Source organism: Atlantibacter sp. RC6 (assembly GCF_014193285.1).
In the GTDB taxonomy this organism is placed as follows: Bacteria; Pseudomonadota; Gammaproteobacteria; order Enterobacterales; family Enterobacteriaceae; genus Atlantibacter.
The window spans coordinates 88,086-112,298 of record NZ_JACHZE010000001.1; the positions used below are offsets into that span (position 1 = coordinate 88,086).

The following is a 24,213-nucleotide window of genomic DNA, read 5'->3' on the forward strand; positions in this document are numbered from 1 at the left end:
AAGGAGCCGCTATGGCGACATCAACCCCTCCAAAAATCACCCTGTGGGAATTTTTTCAACAGTTGGGCAAGACCTTCATGTTGCCCGTCGCCCTGCTTTCGTTTTGCGGCATTATGCTGGGGATCGGTAGTTCCCTGAGCAGCCACGATGTCACCACCCTGATGCCGTTTCTCGCCAATCCGGTGTTGCAATCCATCTTCGTGTGGATGAGTAAGATCGGTTCATTCGCGTTCAGCTTCCTGCCGGTGATGTTCTGTATCGCTATTCCGTTGGGATTGGCGCGGGAAAACAAAGGCGTTGCGGCCTTCTCAGGATTTGTCGGCTATGCGGTGATGAACCTGGCGGTCAACTTCTGGCTCACGGCGAAAGGCGTTTTGCCCAGCAGCGATCCGGCAATCCTGAAAGCGAACAATATTCAGAGCATCCTTGGCATTCAGTCTATCGATACCGGTATTCTGGGCGCGGTGATTGTCGGGGTGATCGTCTGGCTGCTGCATGAGCGTTTTCACAATGTGCGTCTGCCGGATGCGCTGGCCTTTTTCGGCGGCACCCGCTTTGTGCCTATCATCACCACCTTCGTGATAGGGTTGTTGGGGCTGATTGTCCCACTGATTTGGCCGTTCTTCGCGATGGGCATTAATCAACTTGGTCACGTTATCAATAGCGCCGGGGATTTTGGTCCGATGCTGTTTGGCACCGGCGAACGCCTTTTGTTGCCGTTCGGTTTGCATCATATACTGGTGGCGCTGATCCGCTTTACCGATGCGGGCGGGACTCTGGACGTCTGCGGCCATACGGTGAGCGGCGCGCTGACCATTTTCCAGGCTCAGCTAAGCTGCCCGGAAACGCACGGTTTCGCTGAAAGCGCGACCCGCTTCTTGTCCCAGGGTAAAATGCCGGCATTTTTAGGCGGCTTGCCGGGTGCGGCGTTAGCGATGTATCACTGCGCGCGGCCTGAAAACCGTCACAAGATTAAAGGCCTGCTGATTTCCGGCGTGATCGCCTGCGTGGTGGGCGGCACCACTGAGCCGCTGGAGTTCCTGTTCCTGTTTGTCGCTCCGCTGCTGTATTTAATCCACGCGCTGTTGACCGGGCTGGGCTTTACCATGATGGCAATCCTGGGGGTGACCATCGGCAACACTAAATGTCAATAGCCTTTATTGATGCTTTTTTAACCTATCTTCAACCCTCAACTGTTTCGTCCTTTCGATTCCCCTCTTTTGAATTTGCAATATCATTTCCGCAAAATGGATAATAACTCGTTGTGGTCATTACATTACCAAAGAGCATGGAAGGATACCCATCAGTGAACGTTGACAACATACATATCCCGTCGAAAGCTAACTCAACCGGGCTACAACTGACCGCAAAAAGTGCCGCTGTTTACAGAGCATCATCAAGTGTTCCGACTGCTAAGGATGCGATATACGAAATGAATCCACTCAAGTTAGTGCAACCGGCATCCCTTACTAAAATTCTTACTGCTATAACAGCCTTACGTATCGACTCCAATGTGAACAGACCTGTAACAATCGGAGAATCTGATATGCAGTGCGGTGGTTCAGGTGCAAACCTTCAATGTGGTGACGTGATTACATTTTGGGATGCTTTGCATAACATGTTCTTGCCTTCAAGTAACATGACCGCATCTGCCATAGCGCGAACATTCGGAAGATTGTTGTTCAACATTGCTGATAGTGAAAAGCATATCGACTCTATTTGTGTTGCCAATTTCATAAACGAAATGAATAAAACAGCTATGGACATAGGGATGTTCGAATCTGCGTTCATGAACGTTCATGGGTTAGGGGCCAGAGGGCAGCGAACTTGTGCGCGTGATATTGGTCGATTGATGTATGAAGCAGTAAAATACCCTGCAATTATGGATACTTGGAGTAAACGAAAGCATGTGCTTAAAGTTGCCGGACCCAAGCCACGTCTGATACCAATACAAAACACCGTTGAGATGCTTCAGGACGGAAGAGTTCAAGGTGGGAAAACAGGAACACTTGCACCTTCATTCTATAATCTGGCGTTATTTTATACTTTACCTGATGGGAACGAGGCGTTCGCAGTTACCCTGTATTCCTCATCTAAAGATACACGCGACGATGACATGTTCCTCATGCTAGATGCGGTATGTAATGGTTAATGTTTAAGTGAACATCGGCAATGTTTGAAATCTGAAATAGGTCAATGTACAACCCTAACCACCTTTCAATGACATTCCTTATTTTACAGTGAGTTAGAGGTGCACTCCACCTTTCAACCCGAAAAATAGTCAATAAAAACAAAACATTAAAAAATGCGGTAATAAAGTTATAAAGTTTATAAATGACCTGACGATAACTTGTAGTGACACAGGCACGCCTGGCGTAATAAACCTAAAAGGAAAATTTTATGGCACAAGTTATCAACACTAACAGCCTGTCGCTGTTGACTCAAAATAACCTGAACAAATCCCAGTCTTCCCTTAGCTCCGCTATTGAGCGTTTGTCTTCCGGTCTGCGTATCAACAGCGCTAAAGACGACGCCGCTGGCCAGGCGATTGCTAACCGCTTCACCTCCAACATCAAAGGTCTGACTCAGGCTTCCCGTAACGCCAACGATGGTATCTCCATCGCGCAGACCACTGAAGGTTCTCTGAACGAAATCAACAACAACTTACAGCGTATTCGTGAACTGGCTGTTCAGGCCAGCAATGATACTAACTCTACTTCTGACCTGGACTCTATTCAGGCTGAAATTACTCAGCGCCTGGGTGAAATCGACCGTGTGTCTCAACAGACTCAGTTTAACGGCGTAAAAGTTCTGTCTAAAGAGCAAGGGTTGACCATTCAGGTTGGTGCGAATGACAACGAAACCATCACCATTAACCTGCAAGAAATTAACTCCAGTACTCTGGGTTTGGATGGCTTCAGCGTTCAGAAACAGGCTAAGATGACTGATGCAGAGGTCACCAGTTTTGGAACTGCTACAGGTACTAATTCACCAATTGCCATTGCTGATAGTACTGCATTAGATCTTTCCTCTATTGATACAAATGCTGAAACTGATGGTAAAATCTATACTGATGGCGATAAATACTTTATCCAAGTCACCGATTCCAGCGATGACTCTCAGCTTGGGATTTATGAAGTATCCATCATTGATGACAGCACTCAATCAAATGCTGGAGAATTAACATTACTTTCGGATTCAGGTAAAGCAGATCTAACCGGTTTAACTGAAACAACTACTGTTCCTGATACAGCTCCTGTTGCAGGGAATGTAAATGTAAAAATCGATCCTGATACTACTGCTGCAATTCAAGGCGCTAAATTAGTTAAATTAACTGACGAAGCTGGAAAAGACGCCGGTTATGCAATCAAAGGAACCGATAACAAATACTACGCAGCAAAAGTTGATGAAGCTACTGGCGATGTCTCAATGGAAACTGTTAGTTATACCGATGCAAAGGGCAATCCAGTTACTGATGCAAAAGTTCAGATCGGCGGACTCGATGGCAAAACTAAACTTGTTACCGTTGGTACAGGTGATGAAGCTAAAACCTACAAAGCTGATGAACTGAAAGGTAAAGATCTTCGCACTGATGCCGTGGCAGTTGCTGCAACTGAAACGACTGCGAACCCGTTAGCTGCGCTTGATAAAGCACTGGCAAAAGTTGATACGTTCCGTTCAGATTTGGGTGCTATCCAGAACCGTTTCGATTCTGCTATCACCAACCTGGGCAACACCGTTAACAACCTGTCTTCTGCTCGTAGCCGTATCGAAGATGCTGACTACGCGACCGAAGTATCCAACATGTCCCGTGCGCAGATCCTGCAACAAGCAGGTACTTCTGTACTGGCACAGGCTAACCAGGTTACGCAGAACGTTCTGTCTCTGCTGCGTTAATTCGCAAAACCTTGATAAACCCCGCTTCGGTGGGGTTTTTTTATATGTAAATTTTGTTTATCGTAATGACTTGGTTGTAGGTATTGCTTAATGGTTAACGACATCACATACGGACGGGACGCGGAAGTTTGGCCTCGCGATTATTCTCTTTTATCCAGAAGGCTTCAGTTTCTGCGGTTTAATGACGTTCCGGTCAAAATGGTAAGTTGCAACGGGTTATCAATCATTGGTTACGTCGCAAAGTTTTATCCTGAAGAGAATGTTATCTACGCCTCAAGCAGACCCAAAGGCACGAAGCGGATAAAAATTTCGATGGAATACATCGCGTCGTTAGAGGAACTGCCTGTTGATTCAGACGCTAAACCGTATCTGATTGAACCTGAGCAATTCAACGCTTCCGTTACCGAACCTACCCGTAAAGACTTTTTCTCCATATGCAATAAATGCTTTCAGCAGGGCGTAGGCATACGAGTTTATATGATTGATGGCCGTGTTATTGAGGGGAAAACAACTGGTGTTAACGCCTGTCAGGTTGGACTAGTTAAACCCAACGGTAATCATACGCAAATTATGTTCGACTGGGTTAGTCGTATCACGTCAGATGATTACGTAGAAAACTGATCATTTCTAATAATTCAGAAGATAAAACATATGACAAGTCCCATATGCACAGCAAAGTATGGGACAAAAATAATTTTATTTTGAACCTTGTTTGTTTTTAAATTTTCTCTTCGCCCCCAGATAACCACCAAAAGAAGACGTCAAAATATAAGAAACCATTACACAGGTAAGATTATAAATAATCTCAGATAAATAGGTGTTGTCGTATACACTAACGAAACCTGATTTGTCGGCAAGTCGTTGTATTATGAATCTAAGAACAAAATGGTTCAGATACACAAAAAGTGCAAGGGAGGCTAAAATCAAACTCCTTCCTAATCTATCTAGTTCATTTGCTCTGTACAAAAAATACATAGTAACGCCACAAATGATTGCGCATAAGCCGATTAATGGAACAATAAAATCTGGATTCATGTCCTTCCCTGCGAAAACGTGAAAGTACTATAATAATATGAATGAATAACGATTAATGCGGTTTTGTTCAAAATTTTTTAGGTTCTTCTTGGCGATTAGAAAAATGCGTAACTTCAAGCCCCCGGTCTTTAAGTCATATATATTTTTTTAAAAGTGGTTAAGTTACAATAGCCAGAACCTATCAAAATATTACATAAGATTTTTCATAAATTCTGAAGGTTTCGCACAGTTGTAAAACCTCTTCGAATGAAACCAATTTATAATACAACTTCTTCGAAAACGTTCAATTTAAATTCAAAAAAATACCCCACTTTTTCACGGCATAAATAAATCCAGTAAGGGTAAACCTTGCGAAATACTTCAAACAGAGATTACGCAAATGGAACAAAATTTTATTACCGCATCCGAAATTGCCCGTCGATATGGTTTCAGTATCCAAGGTGTTCAGAAATGGCGTGAGCGCGGGATACCATACGATACCAATAAGAAAAAATATCCAGAGAAAGATTCAACAGACTGGATTGTGAAAAATATTCTGGATCCGCTCAAGGATCTGGACACGTCCGAAAAACTTAAACTCGCAAAACTGAAAAAGGCAGAGGCCGAAGCCCGAATCGCGGAAATGGATGAACGATCTCAAGCTGGTTCGTTAATACCTGTTGCCCTGGTTCAGGCTGCATTATCGAAATACTGTTCACAAGTCCGAACGTCGATGACCCAAATTTCAACAACACAGGCCCGCTTTCTTCTTGAACAAGCCACCGACACCAGATCGTTAAAAGAAGCCCTTCAGCGTGTCATTGTGGAGCGTTTAAACGAGATCGGGGCAGTAATGGAATCTGATAGTTTCTTTTATGACCCTGTTCTAACCGATATCAGCGAAGACAACGGAACCACATACCCGGTTGAATCTGTTCCGGTAATTGCAGAACCGGATATCGTGGACGACGACGAACCCGATTTCTTCGAGGAGAACGAATAATGGTTGAATTCTTTTTCTTTTGTTGCTGCCTTATTATATTGTTCGGTTAGCCCTTAATCGGGGCTACCATTGCACGGATAATACCGAAACAGGTTCAGGTTTTGGCTTGTGTTGTTTTGCTATCCACTGCTTTTCCATCTTACGGGCTACTGCATCAATCGCGTTTTCGCCTACCGTAACGAACTTACAGAATTCCTTACCGTATACCCGGTTCCCTTTAACTTTGATGTCTTTGTCCAGGGCAATATACCGTTCTGTTAACCAGCGGTCGTATCCTTCCAATTGCTGGATTTCTTCGAAGAAGTTTTTGAAGCTGTGCCACCCTGGATCTACAGTAACGTCGTTGTAGTTGTGGTTATCTGGATCCGTACAACGTTTTAGCATTGCATGCCACATCATATACGCTTTCTGCCGGATCTTCGGTTCAACAGGGAAACGGTCATCAATATACCCTATTCCGCAGATCGCCGGGCGGTAACGGTCATGTACCCTTCCCTGTTGAACACAATACATCGATGTTACCGTTTCGTACCCTGTTGCTGTAAACCTTACAGTAACGCGTGTATTGCCCTCATAGCCGATGATTTCAAATTCACCATCTTTCGAAGTGTAACGGGTTCCGATTAGTTCTTTTGCGCGTAGTTCTTTGCGTTTCTTACCTGCGTGTCCACGTCCTGTTTTTTGTTCACTCATTATTATTTCCCTCTGTATGCTAACGGTTTCTCATACTCACGTTTAGCGCAATTAACATTAATAAAAAATTTACCTGATTTACTCGTGATGTAATTCCACTCGCCCTGGTAATAATCACAACGATTATCATGAACAAAATGATCCTGTTCAATTATGGTATCCACTCCACTTATGATTACCCTACCCCGTTCAATGCCTGTGATTGCGCCTGTATGCACTCCTAAGCACACGATCACCATTGGCTTACTCATTGCGTTATTAAAATGGAAATAAACCCGGTTGATTGATTCACCCGGCATAATCAGTTCGTTGATCTTCTGTTCTATCAGGGTGAACCGTTTCTTTAATGCTCCGGTCATTTCTAACCGTGGGTTTTCTTCTTTCTTGTATTCAGTGCGGATGTTCTTTTTTACTTCTTTAAAATTGTCACCGTAAATACATACAGGTGATAAAGATTGAACCTGTTCAATAGAATCCTGTTTGGAACTATTGATAAAATAGTAACAAGGTCGGTCGTTGTAGTAGCTATGACCATCTTTAATACGTAAATGAAAGTTCATTCGAATACCTTTGTTATAGTTATTAGTGGCACTCGTAATACCACTATCAGTTAGTAAATTGTTTTTGACATTATATTTTCCTTATAAGGCCCCCGTTAGCGCAGGGGGCTTTTTGCTTTATGCAGCGAAGTTACGAAGTTCGTTAATACGTACGCTCGGATACAACTTCGGGTTGAATACTTCACGAAGTGCAGGCAAACACATAACATCATGGCGTTTAGTATTTCCAGAAGTAGAACGGATGAAATATTTTTCTCCTTCTGGGGTAATGTTATAACCGTTTTGTTTATTGCCGATGTAATGTGGCGTTAACCAACCTTTTTCAACGCAATAGCGCAAACCTTCGCGAGATACCTTTGATGAAGTAGTTCCCATAAATTCGGACATCTTCATACCATGCTGTGATTTAGCGTGCGACTCTTTCGAAAGTGCGGTTGCTTCCTTCTGTGCTAAAACCTTCTGTTCGAACTGTTCAGCCCATGCTCTAGCAGCCTCCCCCGGATCAGTAAAGTCAGGCAGGCCAGCAAACGCCGCTCGTTTCTCTAATTCAATCCAGCGATCCACAATTGATGCCATGAAAATAGGATTGTTCTGTGCAACAATAACATAAGAATCGCGTTTACCTTGTTCACCTTCGAACACGTATACTTCACGCGGAACATTGAATCCTAAGTTATTGATTTCCTCGAAAACCTTCATTGCAGGGGTTCGGATAACACCAGATTCAACCAATCGTTCTATGGATGTTTTAAGATTATCGTGGCGAACGCCGATTAGTTTAGCAATCTCGATACTGTTCATCTGTGCATCTACAGCGGATCCAAATGCGCAGAAAGAGTTGATATTGGTTTCACGAATAAAGTTTACGATATTTGTCATTGTTGATACCTATTAAATATAAATGTGTTTTGGCATTATAGCCGTTTATGTTTTCCATAATTTAATCCTCACAAGTTTTTACTATCGATGCCCTGGCCTTATGGCTGGGGCTTTTTACATCAGAATCAGGATAACGTTACGTTCTTTACGAAATCCAGATTATAACGTTTTAACGCCGCATATAACGTGCTTCGTGCAATTCCGTATTTTTTAAGAATGGCTGGCTTTTCGTCTTTGTCTGCTGATAGATATTCAGGCGCAACTACTTTCAGTTTTGCTAAATTCAGTTTCATAGAATGATTTCCATTTTTTTATTCAGTTCAAAAAATACGCCCGTAGGCGTTATGTTCAGAATCAGTTTTTGATTCATACATGTATTTATAGGGTGTTATTTCAAGTTTTGTTCGAATATTAATCAGCACGATATAAACATTGATCAAAGTCAACGTTTTCGAGAAATTAATAGTTTAACCGAACAATTTTTAATCAGATGAACCAGAATCAAAAATTCATCATGAAACACTACTCCAGTGCTTACACATGAACTCTCGAAGGGTTCTAAGGCAACGGTCTTATCAATTACCGTTCAGCAATCAGATCGGGGAAGTGGGTGATCTCGCCTTGCTGGTATCTAAATTTTTAGTAAGAGAAGGAATTCCCTTTACTCTTCGTAACTGTATTTATAGAACACCAGTTACCGATGAATTCAATCATAAATTTTTTTATTATGAAGTCAAACCGATCACTCAAAATATTTATTTTATTTTAACCTTGAAATTCATACTAAGAATGGTTAGTTTACACACACATCAACATTGATTCAGATCAATATAATTCTTACCTGTGAATTCATATCTCATAACTCATAATTTAAACCCACTCAGAACCCTTCTAAATCGAACCAAAAACGATTTAAACCTAATTCTAATACCTTTCCTTACCTTTATTTAAAACCCTCTCAAAACCTCATTCATGAAGGATTTTAAAAATAACACTGAGGCCGCAGGCCGAAGGATTTCGAGCGAAGCGAAGAAATCTATCCATTAACTACGATCGATACTTGAAAGTAGTAATGTCTATTGTCTTATATATAATTATATATTAGAGAAAAGTGGACATTTTAACATTAGATTAAATTTAATATTTTTAGTGATATTACGTTGTCGCTTCGCGATCGGTGCTTCGCACCGTGATCTATCTTTTTTATTATTCATTCTATGAATAGTTATATTCAGTGAATTACTTATATATTATAGGCGACGAACCCAGTGATACCGGGGTTCTCAGAGGATCTCAAGTAACTTTTTCAACGAAGGAATGCGGGTTCCCAGCCATGTAAAGTAACTTTTTTAATTCTAGCCATGCATGATAAATCACTTTATATGCATAGCCATTCAGCTATCTATTAAAACCACTTCTAAACAGGCCACTAAATAAAGATACTTCAAAACAAGAGATACCAAAATGACCGAATTCTCATTCTCCCGTAAAGACCGAACCATCAACGATGAAATCGAAGCTATCAAAGAACTATTAAAGATTGTCGATGTTCATGCACCATCAGGCGAAGTTACCTATAAGAAATCTGGTAAACCTGCCGGATGTTTAAAACCACATGGTTATACCCAGATTGGATTTAAAAAGAAGCTATACCATAAACACCGTGTAATTTTCTTTTCTGTGCATGGATACCTCCCCCCAATTGTGGATCACATTCATGGTGTAGAAGCTGGCGACGGAATCGGAAATATACAGGCGATAACTCAATCTCAAAACTGTATGAAACGAAAAATGCGATCCGACAATACTACTGGTTATCGTGGCGTTTCATTCGATAAAAATAAAAAACGCTATTCCGCTGGTATCAAACTTAACGGCAAACGGATCAGTATTGATTATTTTGATACCGCCATTGAAGCCAGCGAAGCATACAAGGCAAAAGCAAAAGAGTTGTTTGGTGAATGCTACGTTGAAGAACACACTTCTCGTTAAGTCGTGATCGATCCCCTCCCAGCCGGACAAACAAACCACAAAACCAGCGGGGATATCAATAACATCCGGTAAATATGGACATCAATAAAGGATTTAACCATGACCATACTTACCCAGAAATCACTTCAAGAATGGAAAAAGAACCAGTTCGACAACCAGAACGGTATCTGTCCTATCTGCAAACGTGCTCTTCCTTTCTGGAACGCTTCAAACGGTGACCATTCACACTACAGCGGGCATATGCGCGGATTGCTTCACGTAGGCTGTAACGGCTTCGAGGGGCGCATACAAACCTTGTTCTATCGTGCAGGGTTATCCGGTGCTGATTGGCCTGATGTTCTACGTAATCTTGCTGACTATTGGGAACAGGATTATTCGAACAACCCTATTCACCCGAACCACGTTAACGATATGGCGAAGAAATTTTCCCGCTTCAACAAAGAAAAAATGATTAAAGAACTCCGTTCCGCAGGCGCAGGCGCAGACCGAACTTATAGCCGGGAACAGTTGGTAGATATCTTTAAGAAAACATATCGTGAAAAACTTGCATAAATAAATATACAAAAGAGGCGGTGATTAAATCCCGCATGAGTAGCCCTTAATACAAGGGCATCCAAAACGGCATTTTTCAGGGTGTCGTTTTGGATGCACTTAGACATGTATCAAACCTTTTTACTAAGCCCCTTTCATTAAAAGGGGCTTATTTATTATCTTGAGCTTTCCGCGTATTTTGTTAATTCAATTATCCGATCAATAGTATGCTCTGTTTTGCAAAACATATCCGCACATTTTTCTTTGTTTTTTATCCACTGTCTTTGATCTGGAAGAATTTTATCCTTTTGTTCTTTTGTTAAAGAAGACCATATAACGTTCAACTTTTTATCGGCCATCGAGTAATACACAGCATCATCAACACTTAATTTTTTTGACTGCATAGAATCAGAGGATTGATCCTCATTTGATGATTTTTTATCGATTGAAATATTATTTTTTTCAGTAACCGATTCACTCATTTGAACTGATTTTACGTTTTCATTGATACAAATTTTCAAATCATCTTCAATTTTTTTATTTACATCTAAGTTCTTCTTAACAGCATATCCTTTATCACCCCAAACATCTCCTAAAGAATAATGAGCTTTATAAGCAAGAACGTAGACCTCATCCCCAATTTCTAAATCTGCAATATCTTTCGCTATATTTGGCTTCTGATCCAAATCTTCAAAGTAAATATTTACACCGCCCCTCAACCTGATTTGATATGTGTTTTCGCTCATTGGGTTTCGGTAGACTTCATTAAGAACGCCTTTGACTATATATGAGCAATCGAATTTTTTATCAGCCCGCAGTTCATTTTTTTGAAATGCTGTTTTCATTTCTTGAGGCGAAAAAGTTATTTCGTTGAAAGTGACTGCATGAGCGCTACTGCATAAAAACAATAGTGGTAAAAACGTCTTAGTTACCTTCATTTCATATCCCTTAAAAATTTACACCCACCACGATTATAACCTATTGATTTTTACTGGCAAGATTGTTTAACAAACATGTGCCTATGTTCACAAATATCTCTTGAAACAACCTGCATGTAAATTCAGCAGATAATATCTAAAAATAATATTTTTATATCCTAAATATTGGTCAGAGAGGAAATAACATGACCAATATTGATAAGTTAAAAAATATTTTTAAATCTTGTGCTCCCAACATTATACCGCCGCCAGTATTAGCCCCGAGTGAATGGGCTGAAAATAACCTTATTTTTGTCGATGGCCCCAGCGCAGGCCAAAAGATGCGCCTGTATTCATTTCAAAAACAGATCGCTGATTCCCTGCTCGAAGGACAGAAGAAAATCGTTATGAAGCTGCCAGCACAGGCGGGTAAAACGAACCTGATGAACGCAATGATCGGATATAAAATGGCTACCAGCGGTCACTCATGCGCAGTTGGTCAATCCACAACGCGTGAAGTCGGTCAATGGTTGAATTCGAAATTACTTCCAATGATCAATCAATCGGATTCATTACGCTCCTTGATCACATCAAAATCATCGAAGGATTCTGTAAATAATCAGGCCCAAATTCAATTAACAAATGGTTCATTTTTATACATGCTATCCCTCACCTCACCTTCACACCTTAGGGGTAAAACAATCGGAGGTGGTGTATTTCTTGACGAGGTGGACGCCGCACAGGAAAGCGAAAGTGAAGGCAACCCAATCCTTCTTGCAGAACAGCGGGTTTTTGCTTTTCAGGGTGAATCGCCAGTAGTTATCAGTTCCACCCCTACTACACGGCATGGGCCAGTTTCAGTTGAATATGACAAATCGGATAAGCGATTGTTCTTCTGTTCATGTCCCCATTGCGACAGCGAACAAACCCTTGAATGGGACAATGTGAAGTTCGATTGGGAAGTTCAGCAAGGCAAACGGATCCCGACGGCTAAAGGTGCAAGGTATGTATGTCCTCATTGCCAAAAAGCGTGGACGGAGGCTGAACGTATACGTGCTATCTCTGGCGGAAAATTCCGGGCGACCAATCCAGCAAGTAATATCATCGGGTTTCATATAACGCGATTGGTAAGCCCACTGGCGACCGTAGAAAGCATTGTTCAGGATTACGCCGACGCATTCCAGAGTTTCAGCTTGCAGGTATTCTATAACACCGCACTTGCTACCAGTTACGACGACTTAAACGCAGACATCGAAATTGACCAACTCGAAAAACTTAAATCTGATCAAATATCGGTTACAAGAATACCAGGTGATGTTTTATTTTTAGTCGCAGGTATTGACCAACAGAAATCGAGATTGGAAGCCACCTTATTGGGAATATCCGAAAAAACAATTTATATCCTCGATCATCGTAGTTTCTACGATCTGGATTGCGAACGCGCTGACAGTCCGGCATACACGAAATTAATCGACTTCCTTAAATCCGATTTCAGAACAGTATCCGGGAAGAAAGTTCCTATGTTGTGGGCTTCTCTCGATAGCGGGAACGGAAGGGCAACCCAGACAGTCTACCGAAATTGTAACCGCTGGAACAAACTTCACGCGATCAAAGGTTCAAGTTCACTCAACGCGCCAACCATCCCGATCCAGCCATCAAGGACAGGTGGACAGGAATTGTATGTACTCGGTGTAAGCCAGCTTAAATTCAAAGCGCAAGAAATCATCAACCGTAACTTGAACGGGTCAGCCCCGATGAAACTTGAAATATCAAATACGGTTCCTGATGACTTCTTTGAACAGCTTACAGCCGAAGAAATGAAACGAACCGCAACCGGGATCAAATGGGTACTTAAAAAAGGACAGGAACGAAACGAAGCCTCTGACTGTTTCAACTATGCATTAGCCGGAATGGAATTGGTTTTAAAAGGCATCAAAAAGAACCCGTGGAAGCGCCTCAGAGAATACAAAGAAAAAATTAACACTTATGTATTACCTGAACCCGAAATGGCCACAGAGGACGATTTAACCCCACAGGAACCGTTAAAAGCTATATCTACAAAACAACCTGAACCAGAAAGGAAAGTTTTGAAACCAGATCGTCCTATGTCCCGAAGACCAAAACTAACCGGATGGATTTCGCGCCGTTAAAAACATCAATAAATAGCCTATATGATTCAAAGAATACAGGGCTTTTATATGACACCACAAATTACCGTCAGAAAAGGACTACCGATCACTTTTGATGGACTTACCGATGCGGAGTCCTTTTCTGTTATTGACCAGAATGAAAAAACCGTATTTGCCAGAACTAATAATGGTGAACAGTTTATCACTTTTCCGTCAACCCAATTAGAAACAGGAAAGTATTTGATTACCGCTTTAAATCATAGCGGTGACATTATCCGTATTACACCTTTAAAAATTATCGGTTTGTTCGATAAAGAAGATCGCGTTGATACCCTACGTGAGCAATTAAAACTGATTGATCAGGTTATTTCCGCAAAGCTGGAAGATGATCAGGGTGTATTAACTCAACTCAGTATTAATTCGAAAACACTCGTTTATTCGTCCCTTGCCGATTTGGTTGCATTATCCGATTCACTACGAACACAACTTGCACAAGCGGTTAGAACCAAACGCGCTAAACAAGGCAAATCACCTATTACCGCAATCAAAGTTAAATTTACAAGGGATTAACCATGTTTAATTTTATTAACAGGTTTCGCAAGAAATCCAATAAATCTATTTTGCATCCAGACACACCAAAGCAACACAGACAATTCCGTAAGGCGCTTTCCCGGATTGTTTCTCCCGTTGGGACAGGATTTTTTAAACGGGCATTAGGCATTAATACGAACCGTATTTCGGGTTCGTCCAGTGATGGTATTACCGCCCCTATTAACCGTGCTATCGGTGCTTATCAACAGCAACAGGTGATGTTCCAGGCGCGTGATCTCGTTGTGAATAATCCCCTGGCGGCTAACTATATTCGTGTTGTTACTGACGGCGTTGTAGGCTCTAAGGGAATTAACCCGACGGTTTCGCTGGTAAACCGAAAAGGTGAACTGAACATTGCCCTGAATAAACGTATCAGTGACGAATGGTTGAAGTTCGCAGAAAACCCGCAACGATTTTCACTGAATAAAAAATTCACTTTTAAGCAATTTTTGCGTGAAGTGAGTAAAGCCCGGATTATCGATGGTGAAACTTTTATTCGAATTCATCGTTTTGAAGAAGGAATCAGGGTAGAAATTATTCCGTCTGAACGTGTAGACCGAAATTTAACCAAACAAGGTGAAGAACCAGATACCGTCATTTATCAGGGTATTGAATTCGATATTGATACTAATGAGGTTGTTGCTTACTGGCTACGTGATTTCGATATTTTAACCCAGACTTATTCCGGCACTTCACAGCGTATCCCGGCAGAAGAAATTTTGCATCATTTTGACGGGGTATTACCTGATTCATACAGGGGCGTAACTGATTTTCTCGCGTCGATGAACCTGATGAATCACCTGAACGACTTTACCTTTGCTTCTCTGGTACAAAAGCAAATCACCGCTGCTTCAATGACGTTCTTAGAGCGCGATAAATCACAGGATTCGTTATTGGACGATGATGAAGGTGAACACCAAGAAATCACGCAAGAAATGTCGCCTGGTCTGATCATGGAATTACCCGCTGGTTATTCCGCGAAATCGGTAACGGCTAACTCTAACGGCGATTCATACGAATCATTCGCGGAAGCAACCATCGAACAGATCGCCGCTGGCCTGGGTGTTTATTCGAACGCGCTACTGAATTCAACCAAAAACGTTAATTTCAGTTCTGCTCGTTTTGGACAGCTACAAACCAACGCTCGATTTGCTATTTTGCGCGACAAACTGAAAGAACAGGTAATTATTCCTTTGTTCGAAGAGTTTTTACGGTGCTGTATTGATGATGATGTTTTGCCACTGACTCAAAAAGCAGTTGATGACGTGATTTTCAACACAACTTTTTCAGGCGAAGGTATGAAATCGGTAGATCCGATTAAAGAATATCAGGCTTATGAAGTAGCTGTTCGCAATAAATTTATGTCACGCCATGAAGCAATTATTGCCATCGGTGGCGATCCGCAAAAAGTAGATGAAGAAATCGATGCTGATACTCACACCTTAACACCAGAAGACATTCCTCCTGAAAATGATTCACTAAATAATGACGTGATTCAGCAATAAGGAAAACACATGAGTAAAAAACAACTCCGGCGTAATTTGTCGGTGTTGTCCTCTGGTGGTGATCAAGAACAGTATATTTTCGATATCGCTTTTTCTGATGAAACACCCGTAGTCCGGGAGTTTTTAGACGATAACGGATATCCGATTCTGGTTAACGAAATATTACGCCATGACAACCCGGCAAAGATTGACTTAAGCCGACTAAACAACGGTGCGCCTCTTTTATATCAACATAACCACGAATTACCGATTGGAAAGGTGGTTGAAGGATCTGCACGAATTGACCCCGATGGTGTAGGCCGTTGCCAAATTCAATTTTCGGCTGTGGGCGATCTAACTAATGAAATCCGTTTAAAAATAATAGAAGGAACGCTTTCAAAAATTTCTTTTGGTTACGACCTGACTGAATACGAATTAATTGGTGAAGACCTTATGGCTTATTTCGCGCCGTATGAGGTTTCTGTTGTTTCAGTTCCGGCTTCAGACAACGTGGGAATTAACCGTAATAAACCTGAAAAAAGCGAAATAAAACTTTCCCTAAATAAAAACATACAGCGCAACGCTGAAACTAATAAAGAGATTCAAAAAATGGCTGATGAAATCATCAAAGAAGAAGTTGAACAGATTGAAGAACTCGAACTCACACCAGACGAGATCGAAGAAATTCGTAAGATGCGCGCAAAACGCGAAGAAGAAGTTGTTGAAGAAGAAGAACCCGAAGAAGAAGAAAAAATTGAACTGACTGAAGAAGAAGTTCGTTCAATTAAGGCAATGCGTGAGGGTAAACGCGCTAAACCTGTGCGCCCGGTATACCGCGCAACCCGTAGCCGCGATACCGAACAGAACCTGATGAAGGATTACAATCTCGGTAAAGCGATCCGCGCGAAAATGAACGGTGGCACCCTGAACGGTCGTGAACTCGAAGTTCATAAGGAACTGGCACGTAATGCTACTTCTAATCATGGTGGTATTTTCATTCCTGGTAATGCTCTGGCCCGTGCTGCTGGTGCTGGTGTGACCGCAAGTAAAGTAGCGAAGATCACCCCGGATGGTCTGGATATGTCCTCGTTCCTTGATGTGGTTCTGCAACGTTCCGTTCTGGGTCGTCTGAACATCACCAAATATGACAACCTGACAACTCCGTTGACTCTTCCGAAAATGTCCAAGAATGCTGTTGATTCTTTTGGCTGGGTGGACGAGAACGGCGCAGGCCCGGAAACTGATATTGCGGTCGAAAGTTTCACAATGACCCCGAAAAACTTCTCCGGTGGTGTTCCGATGTCCAAATACAGTCTGCAAACTGTACCGGATCTGGAACGTATCGTGGTTGAACACATCATGCGTGGTTCACAGATTGCACTGGAAAAAACCCTTTTTGCGGCTGCTGGTGTTAATACTGCTAAAGCGCCGAAATCAATCAACGATATGTTCTCTGCTACAGCGCTGAAATCTACTTCTTATAAATACGAAGAGATCCTGGCGGAAATCGCGAAAATGCGTGATGCAGGCTTCTATGAGTCTATGACCTGTGTCATGACCGACGCCACCAAAGCGGCTCTTATGACCACGCTGAAAACTGCTGGTGTACCGGGTTACATCGTAGATGAGATTACAAACACTATGTGTGGCCTGCCTGTTGAAACTACTGGTCTGGTTGGTGATAACAAGATTTACGTAGGCGACTGGTCAAACATCGTTCTGGGTTCCTGGGGTTCCGTTGAACTGGATATGGACGATACCACTTACCGTTCACAAGGCGCTATTGTGCCGCGTATCTGGCTGAACGCTGATGTTGGCTACCGTCATGATGACGCGCTGAAGGTGCTGGTTCCTAAAGTTGGCCCGTAATAATATCTTCTCTTAAATTAAGCGCTCCTTCAGGGGCGCTTTTTTTATGCCCTTAAATAATAAAATATAAAGAGGGTATTTTATGATTAAATTTTCACAAAGTCAGATTGATAAACTTTTAAAGTTTGGCGACGTGTATCAAAAAGAGGACGGTTCAAACGTTCGCGCAATTTACGAACAGTCTTTAATAGAGAATCAGGGCCAGATTTCACAAACGACAAAACTAACTTGTCAACAAGGGAAAGTTGAACAAAACGACATTGTTATTATCGATTCTAAACGTTATGAAGTTGGATATATTGACGATGACAATTCAGGGATCATTAACGCACATTTAAACTTCAAAGGTGACGGGGTGAAACGTGGAAAATACATCTGATACACTCCCGCGCATCCAGATTAAGCGAAAACTTGAATCGATAATGGCTGACGACTGGAAATTAAAAGTTGTTGACCAGTTTAATTCTGGTGTTAAACAGGAAGTGCAAACGTGGGTAGTGGGGTTAACAGAATCATTTCAACCGATCCAGTTAAATTCTAAATCGCTGACCGCAACGTTAACCGTTGATGTTGTCGTATTCTCAGAAATCAACGAAACAGGTGTTCACAATGTTATTTCAAAACTTATGGATCTCACCCCTTCCCTTTTCACCGATGAAATTAGGATCAATTCAATTAATCCGGTCAGTTCTGATACATCTTATATCGATGAAGCGAGCGATGGTCATGTTATGGCATCTGTCACGCTTGAATTCTCATATTACTACAAAAGGAATTAATAAATGCTTCCTATTACATCCCCTGTTGACCCAAAATTAAAACCAGATATTTTCTCTGGTGCGGTCGGTACAGTCGCTGTTAGTGATGATGTTACCGACGCGCCTACCGCAACCGATCCAAAGTTTATCTTAATTAATAATGTTGTTTCGTTTCCATCGTTAGGCCGTCAGACAGAAGTTCAAGAAATCGAAACATATGATTCTGACTATATTTCAAAAATGGTCGGAAATCAGTCGTTAAATGATGTTGAGTTATCTGTTTATATTGATCCGAACGGCGATCATACTCATTCGCTGTTAGACGAAGCAATTTTGAATAAAACCGATCTCAGGTTCAGAAACACATATGAAATGAGCACTGGTGATCAGGCGAAAGTTCACTACTACGAACTTTTCGAAGCGGTTCCGGTAGCCTCCTATGATTCAGGTGGCGATGATTCAGCAGTAACCCGAACGTATACCCTTAGCGTAACGAATGCGCTTGAATCTGGCCTAATGCGCGTTGGCGATCCGTTACTTACGGGTGACTTCGGCGTTGGCGCTGGTACTGGTGACTTTCCCGGCGTCCTGGATACCAACCAACTATCAGGGAACCGGTTCTTACAGTTCAAAGCGAGCAATGCTGACAACCCCTTTGGTGCTGGCGCTGCTGCAATCGCTGTACAGGACTCAGAACAGGCCGGATCTCAACTGGTTATCAACTGTTCAGGATCGCCGTTCATCCGGGTTCGTAATATTGCTGGCGACGGTACAAAAACAGACTGGTACAAGGTTTACACCAGCGCTGAGAAACCTACCCCGCCCGAAATCGGCGCGGTAAAACTTACTGGCGATATCATGAGCGGCGACTTAACCGCTCCAAACTTCACAGCAACGAACGCAGTAACAGCCAACACCCTGACGGGCAAAACATCGGTTACGGTTGGTGTGGATGGCGCTAATGCTGTAAGCAGTATTAATATGTTCGCGGGTAGTTCTTCCAGCTCCAGAAATAACTGGAAAGTTGTTACCGATAAGATTGATTCATTAACTATTGTCGGTGGAACCGCAAACACCGCTAAATTTACATCCGCTGGCGACGTAGATGTTTTGCGTGACGTTTCCGTTGGACGAAATCTGGCGGTTACTGGTGACGTTTCCGTTGGTGGTGTTAAAGCTGCTGCTGTAGACGGCAGTAACATAGCGTTTGGTGATACCAACAAAAACGTTCAGTTGAGATCCACACTGGCGGCAGGCTGGAACGGGATCACAATGAGTTATGACGGCGGCACGAATACCGCGATCATGCTTAACGAACGCAATTACACTAACGCAGTTGACAAAACCCACGTTAAAAAGACTGGCGACACGATGACTGGCAACCTGGTTATTAACCAGAACAATACATCGATTCGTTTCACGTCTTCCAATAATCGGGGATATGTTCAGGCGGGTAACGTAGCGGGGTCAACCGATCCCAACATTCAAACTTTGTGGCTGACAGGATATAACGGAGTCGATTTAACCGAATTCAATATTAAAACGGCTGTTTCAAGTTACGCTAATATTAAGATTAATGGCAACGCAATATATCACGCTGGTTACAGACCTTCAGCGGCGGATATTGGCGCTATTGATTTAAATGATGTAATCGATCTCGGATATTTGTAACCATAAATACCCGTATATGATAAACGTATACGGGTAAAATTATATGGCTAAAATTCAAATGCGCCGAACTAAGACAGCGGGTCAAAAACCGACTGCGGCGCAAATCCTCGAAGGTGAATTACTTGTTAATTTTCCTGATCGCAAGATTTACACAAAAAACGATGCTGGCGGCATTATTGAATTAGGTAATCCAGAAACAGCGGATAAATTAAATATTGCTGGCAGCTTGGTAACTGGCGGCGCGACGACCCTAAACGGTGGCGTAACCATTGCAAATAAAGCGAATATTACGGGCGCTACGGCTGAATTAACTATTGGTAGTGGTAATGCAACCCCTACAATTAAAATGGGCGTCACGGCAACAAAATCACACCAGATTAAGGGCAACGGTAACGACTTAGAAATCACCGCCGACCGGGTAAACATTACTTCAGGCAAAATGGCGCTTAACCCGCTTGCTGGTGGTGAAATCCAGGGGAAAGGCGGTAACAAAATCTTAAGTGATGATGGAAATGGTAATGTAATCCTTTCAGGTGGAAAGACCGGGACAACCACTGGCGATCTGGAATTAGGCGGAACCACAAACGGACATTCAACACGGAACGTTAAACTACGCTCCCCTTTGGTTAACGCCAGTAATGAAGTTCTGGTTGATGCTAATGGTAAGATTAAAGCATCGATGCTGGATACGGGTTATACAACCCCTGCTGACGTTGCAACAGATTATTATTCCAAGACGCAAGCAGACGGCAAATATCTTTCAAAAACTGACGCAACCACGAATCATTACACAAAAACGCAAACTGATTCGGCATTTTTGAAAAAAGCAGATGCAACCGCAACTTATTATTCAAAATCTGAAGCGGATAACCGTTATGTTTCTACAGTGGGTAATCTTCACTCGGAAGGTTATATTCTTAGTAACGCAGTAGACGGAACGGCTTCGACATCTGATACTTCAATGAAGTATTCCGGTTTCTACCGAATGAATCAGGCAGCAAACGCGCTAAACAATATGAGTATTCATGTTGCTAACCCACTGGTGAAAACGGCTGCTGATGCTCGCGGTATCGCTTTTGAAGCGGGTTCAGTTGGAAATAAAGCATATGTTTATCGTTATGGTGCTGATGGGAAGTTTGTTAAATCTGCAAAGATCTACACCGAAGACGATAAGCCCACACTGGCAGAATTAGGCGGCGGTGTATTGGGCGGTGCGGTAACTTCTGTTTATGACCTTACCACTACCAAAACTGTTCAGGCAAATCAGGTAGATGCAAATTATCGAATGTCGGTTCAAAGGGCAGACGGACAATTTTCACCTTATTTCCGTTTAATTAAAACTGATGTAATATCGAGCGATTCCCTTCCTTCTTCTAATATATCAATTGGTGCTATCGGGTTTCAGGAGGGTTCCAAAACAACAGATCCATATGGCGGAACGTTACGCGGTCAAATTTCATCAACTGCAAAAACCAGCGGTGGGGCATTACTTTATATCGATGCGCGTGATATATCTGGTGTAGTTAAAAACAGAATTACCCTTGATACTGATACCGCTACAACGTCGATCGACACTGGAAATTTTAGGGCAGGAACAACTGCGCTAGGCACTACCACAACAGGTGCTTTAACTTCTACCGGAACAATTGCAGCGGGTAATGAATTAACTGCAAAATCAAAATTAACGTTGAATAGTGAGTCAACTACTACTAACGGTATTGAAATCGGTTCTTTGACCAATGCCACAAGTCCGTATATTGATTTTCATACCGATGGGACAAGCTCTGATTATAACCTAAGGATCCAGGCAAGCACGGGTAAACTGGCGGTAATCGGAACCGGTAATATTGAAATTGATGCCAGAACAACAAATTCTCTGAATTTGCATGATAGTGCAACTTCAATGATAAAAATGGCGCGTGGTGCTATAGTTTTGCGTGACCATAATAACGGTAACGTAACTATTTCAGGTGGTCTGAAAACTGACGGTGTTTCATCCGGTGATCTTTATCTGGGATATAGTTCAAGTGCGGGTAGTGCAAGCCAGTATACTAATACTGTTCGCCTGGAATCACCAATGACCTGGAAAGGAACCAGTCAACTTGTAAATAGTTCAGGTAAACTGGTTGGCGCAAGTCTGGATACTGATTATTTGCCATTAGCTGGCGGTTCAATTACTGGCCCGTTAATTGTGTCCGGTGTGGCTACCCTGAACGGTAATACTGTCGCTAAAGCTGTAAGCGCAACGTCATTAACTGTTAGCGGTGCTTCGACCTTTACGGGTAATGTAACCACTAACGGATCGCTGATAACAAAAGGCATTGCGGCAACAGGTACGATTAGCGCTACAACTAACCTGGTGTCTACTGGCGGATCGCTTGAATCATGGAGTAATGGCAATTCGCACATATGGTTCAGGCAATCAAACGGAACCGAAAAGGCGTTAGTTTGGGCTGGTAGTGATAATATTTTACGTATGCGAACAGCCGCTAAATCTGTTTCGTTAGAAGATTCCAGTCTGACATTATCAGGAATTATTAATTCTGGTGCTATCAGTTCTAGTGGTAATGTTAATGCGGCTTCTTTTAGCACCCCTGGCACTATTAATGCAAACGGGACGATTTCCAGCGGTGCTATCTATTCGGGTGGTATAACTAAATATACAGGCGGTCAAATATTAGGTCAGAACAACGCAAGATTATTCGCGGATCATGGAAACGGTAACGTAACCTTATCAGCAAGTTTAACTTCAAACAGCGCAAGTTCAGGGACGCTTATTATTGGTTATGATTCTCGTTCGTCTGGATTTTATACAGACCGCGTTCAGATCATGAAACCATTAACGGCAGATTCTTCAATAGCCGCTGCGGGGCGTGTTAGTGGTGGTGATTTGTTATCTGCGGGTATTGTATATTCCGGTAATGGGTCTTCTTATCTTAATACTGACGGTAACGTTTGGGGTACTGCGTGGGGTGGTTGGGCGTCAACATGGATGTATAACACCGCTAATGAACGCGCTTCTGCTTGGGCTAACCAACAGGTTAATGCTTATTTGTATAGCCAGGATGCATGGTATATAGGTTCATATGCGATGGCTCGCTATGCAGGTGCTAACTTAGGTATTGGTGGACTGGTAGCAGGTAGTGGATTAAACCCTGCCACATGTGACGGTGCATATGATACCGCAACGACATTACCGGGAACCTGGATGTGTATGGGTCGTTCATTAACTAATAACGATGCACACCGCACAACTATATGGAAACGTGTAGGTTAATTATGATTGACTTTAATACAGCAAAAAAACCACGGTCAAAACATATTGACCATTATATTGATTTCGATGTGAAGTTTAACGGTGAGTGGATTCCTTATACCGCTACGCCAGACGACCCAGCCAGCAAAGAAACTTATCAAAAACTCTTCGAGCAAAATAAAGTTAGTATTGCCCCTGGGGAGAATTACGACTGGATTAATAGTGAATGGGTTGAACGCACAAAGGAACAAATTGATCAACTGAATAAGATTGACAATTCAAATAAAATCCGTGAATTAAGCAATCAAATCGAAGCGCTGAAAGATAAAATCGAATTTGGTAAGGCAACGCAAGAAGATGAAGCCAGATTACTTGAATTAAGAGAACAGCGCTCTGAACTCGTATAAATACAGGGGGAATTCTCCCCCTGATAAATTTAAAGGTTTTTAAAAATGGCAAATGATATCTTTGCAGGGCTATACGCAGATATTTTCGTATCAAGCTCTATCGACAATCAAAACATTAACGGGCCGGATTTCACCAGAATTTCAGAACTCTCTGTATGGCCTGAAACCGGGATCGAACGCGCATCAATTGAAGTGCCGAACTTTTCCAGCCCGATTTCCCGAAAGCTGGTAGGCCGCGCAAGTATTCCTGATGTGGCGTTTTCGGTGAACTACATTCCGAATGAATCCTCTCATGAATCATTGCGGGCGATGGCTGAAAGCGGCTCACGTGGTCAGTTTAAGATCGTTTACTGGACTGATGAAACCCGCACTGTTGGCATGGCTAAGGTTTTCAACGGCTTTATTACCAGTTCCGGTTTCACTGGCGGCTCTGATTCTGCTGTAACCCTGAACTTTACCCTTACGGTTGATAAACAGGTTACTACTGGAGTGATTGATAACACCTCCTCCGGTGGCGGTTCTGGTGGCGGCTCCGGTGGCACGGGTTCAAACGCGTAATTTA

The 24,213-nt window shown here is 42.4% G+C and carries 22 protein-coding genes and 1 pseudogene; 17 read left to right on the forward strand and 6 right to left on the reverse strand.

What is annotated here, in order from left to right; translation table 11 throughout:
* Positions 1–11: 11 nt before the first annotated feature.
* The 4 genes and pseudogenes from malX to FHW74_RS00385 all read left to right on the forward strand — a co-directional run.
* Positions 12–1,142: pseudogene (malX, locus tag FHW74_RS00370) on the forward strand (PTS maltose transporter subunit IICB); the annotation flags it as partial.
* A gap of 164 nt (positions 1,143–1,306) precedes the next feature.
* Positions 1,307–2,152, forward strand: coding sequence for a D-alanyl-D-alanine carboxypeptidase (locus FHW74_RS00375; protein ID WP_183168622.1), 846 nt, complete (start codon positions 1,307–1,309; stop codon positions 2,150–2,152).
* Positions 2,153–2,400: 248 nt separating this feature from the next.
* Entirely contained in the window at positions 2,401–3,897 is a 1,497-nt protein-coding gene (locus FHW74_RS00380) for a flagellin (protein WP_183168623.1), read from the forward strand.
* Between the two features lie 90 nt (positions 3,898–3,987).
* Entirely contained in the window at positions 3,988–4,518 is a 531-nt protein-coding gene (locus tag FHW74_RS00385) for a phase 1 flagellin transcriptional repressor (RefSeq protein ID WP_183168624.1), read from the forward strand.
* A gap of 75 nt (positions 4,519–4,593) precedes the next feature.
* On the opposite strand, the gene FHW74_RS00390 is transcribed toward FHW74_RS00385, so the two are convergent.
* Complete coding sequence (locus tag FHW74_RS00390; protein WP_183168625.1) at positions 4,594–4,932, reverse strand: hypothetical protein; 339 nt, start codon at positions 4,930–4,932, stop codon at positions 4,594–4,596.
* 379 nt (positions 4,933–5,311) lie between these two features.
* Between FHW74_RS00390 and FHW74_RS00395 the strand changes: the two genes are divergently transcribed.
* Positions 5,312–5,914 (forward strand): hypothetical protein, encoded by a 603-nt coding sequence (locus FHW74_RS00395; protein WP_183168626.1) that lies wholly within the window; start codon positions 5,312–5,314, stop codon positions 5,912–5,914.
* Between the two features lie 63 nt (positions 5,915–5,977).
* On the opposite strand, the gene FHW74_RS00400 is transcribed toward FHW74_RS00395, so the two are convergent.
* From FHW74_RS00400 to FHW74_RS00415, 4 genes are all read right to left on the reverse strand, one after another.
* Positions 5,978–6,607: a hypothetical protein gene (locus tag FHW74_RS00400; RefSeq protein WP_183168627.1), complete on the reverse strand. Its 630-nt coding sequence runs from the start codon at positions 6,605–6,607 to the stop codon at positions 5,978–5,980.
* A 2-nt stretch (positions 6,608–6,609) separates the two neighbouring features.
* A complete protein-coding gene (locus tag FHW74_RS00405) occupies positions 6,610–7,167 on the reverse strand; it encodes a hypothetical protein (protein ID WP_183168628.1) in 558 nt (185 codons plus the stop codon).
* Between the two features lie 117 nt (positions 7,168–7,284).
* Positions 7,285–8,046, reverse strand: a complete 762-nt coding sequence (locus tag FHW74_RS00410) for a Rha family transcriptional regulator (protein ID WP_183168629.1) — start codon at positions 8,044–8,046, stop codon at positions 7,285–7,287.
* A gap of 125 nt (positions 8,047–8,171) precedes the next feature.
* Entirely contained in the window at positions 8,172–8,339 is a 168-nt protein-coding gene (locus tag FHW74_RS00415; protein ID WP_183168630.1) for a hypothetical protein, read from the reverse strand.
* A gap of 1,171 nt (positions 8,340–9,510) precedes the next feature.
* Here FHW74_RS00415 and FHW74_RS00420 point away from each other — a divergent pair.
* Together FHW74_RS00420 and FHW74_RS00425 are read left to right on the forward strand one after the other, a co-directional pair.
* Positions 9,511–10,038, forward strand: coding sequence for an AP2 domain-containing protein (locus FHW74_RS00420; protein ID WP_183168631.1), 528 nt, complete (start codon positions 9,511–9,513; stop codon positions 10,036–10,038).
* Positions 10,039–10,137: 99 nt separating this feature from the next.
* Positions 10,138–10,590 carry an endonuclease domain-containing protein gene (locus FHW74_RS00425; RefSeq protein WP_183168632.1) on the forward strand — a complete coding sequence of 151 codons (453 nt, stop codon included), beginning with the start codon at positions 10,138–10,140 and terminating at the stop codon, positions 10,588–10,590.
* A gap of 155 nt (positions 10,591–10,745) precedes the next feature.
* Here the strand turns inward: FHW74_RS00425 and FHW74_RS00430 are convergent, their stop codons facing one another.
* On the reverse strand, positions 10,746–11,507 hold the full coding sequence (locus FHW74_RS00430) for a DUF1311 domain-containing protein (protein WP_183168633.1): 762 nt from the start codon (positions 11,505–11,507) through the stop codon (positions 10,746–10,748).
* A 185-nt stretch (positions 11,508–11,692) separates the two neighbouring features.
* Between FHW74_RS00430 and FHW74_RS00435 the strand changes: the two genes are divergently transcribed.
* The 10 genes from FHW74_RS00435 to FHW74_RS00480 all read left to right on the forward strand — a co-directional run bounded on the left by FHW74_RS00435 (position 11,693) and on the right by FHW74_RS00480 (position 24,209).
* Positions 11,693–13,636, forward strand: a complete 1,944-nt coding sequence (locus FHW74_RS00435) for a terminase gpA endonuclease subunit (RefSeq protein WP_183168634.1) — start codon at positions 11,693–11,695, stop codon at positions 13,634–13,636.
* 48 nt (positions 13,637–13,684) lie between these two features.
* The gene (locus tag FHW74_RS00440) at positions 13,685–14,185 is read left to right on the forward strand and encodes a hypothetical protein (RefSeq protein ID WP_183168635.1); all 501 of its coding nucleotides are present in this window, start codon (positions 13,685–13,687) and stop codon (positions 14,183–14,185) included.
* A gap of 2 nt (positions 14,186–14,187) precedes the next feature.
* The gene (locus FHW74_RS00445) at positions 14,188–15,711 is read left to right on the forward strand and encodes a phage portal protein (protein WP_183168636.1); all 1,524 of its coding nucleotides are present in this window, start codon (positions 14,188–14,190) and stop codon (positions 15,709–15,711) included.
* 9 nt (positions 15,712–15,720) lie between these two features.
* A complete protein-coding gene (locus FHW74_RS00450; RefSeq protein WP_183168637.1) occupies positions 15,721–17,559 on the forward strand; it encodes a phage major capsid protein in 1,839 nt (612 codons plus the stop codon).
* Positions 17,560–17,641: 82 nt separating this feature from the next.
* Positions 17,642–17,938, forward strand: a complete 297-nt coding sequence (locus tag FHW74_RS00455; RefSeq protein ID WP_183168638.1) for a hypothetical protein — start codon at positions 17,642–17,644, stop codon at positions 17,936–17,938.
* Between the two features lie 43 nt (positions 17,939–17,981).
* Positions 17,982–18,338: a hypothetical protein gene (locus tag FHW74_RS00460; RefSeq protein WP_183168639.1), complete on the forward strand. Its 357-nt coding sequence runs from the start codon at positions 17,982–17,984 to the stop codon at positions 18,336–18,338.
* A gap of 3 nt (positions 18,339–18,341) precedes the next feature.
* Positions 18,342–19,988 carry a hypothetical protein gene (locus tag FHW74_RS00465; protein WP_183168640.1) on the forward strand — a complete coding sequence of 549 codons (1,647 nt, stop codon included), beginning with the start codon at positions 18,342–18,344 and terminating at the stop codon, positions 19,986–19,988.
* Positions 19,989–20,031: 43 nt separating this feature from the next.
* On the forward strand, positions 20,032–23,265 hold the full coding sequence (locus FHW74_RS00470) for a hypothetical protein (RefSeq protein ID WP_183168641.1): 3,234 nt from the start codon (positions 20,032–20,034) through the stop codon (positions 23,263–23,265).
* A gap of 2 nt (positions 23,266–23,267) precedes the next feature.
* Complete coding sequence (locus FHW74_RS00475; protein ID WP_183168642.1) at positions 23,268–23,651, forward strand: tail fiber assembly protein; 384 nt, start codon at positions 23,268–23,270, stop codon at positions 23,649–23,651.
* Between the two features lie 45 nt (positions 23,652–23,696).
* Complete coding sequence (locus FHW74_RS00480) at positions 23,697–24,209, forward strand: hypothetical protein (protein WP_183168643.1); 513 nt, start codon at positions 23,697–23,699, stop codon at positions 24,207–24,209.
* The last annotated feature ends 4 nt before the right edge of the window (positions 24,210–24,213 follow it).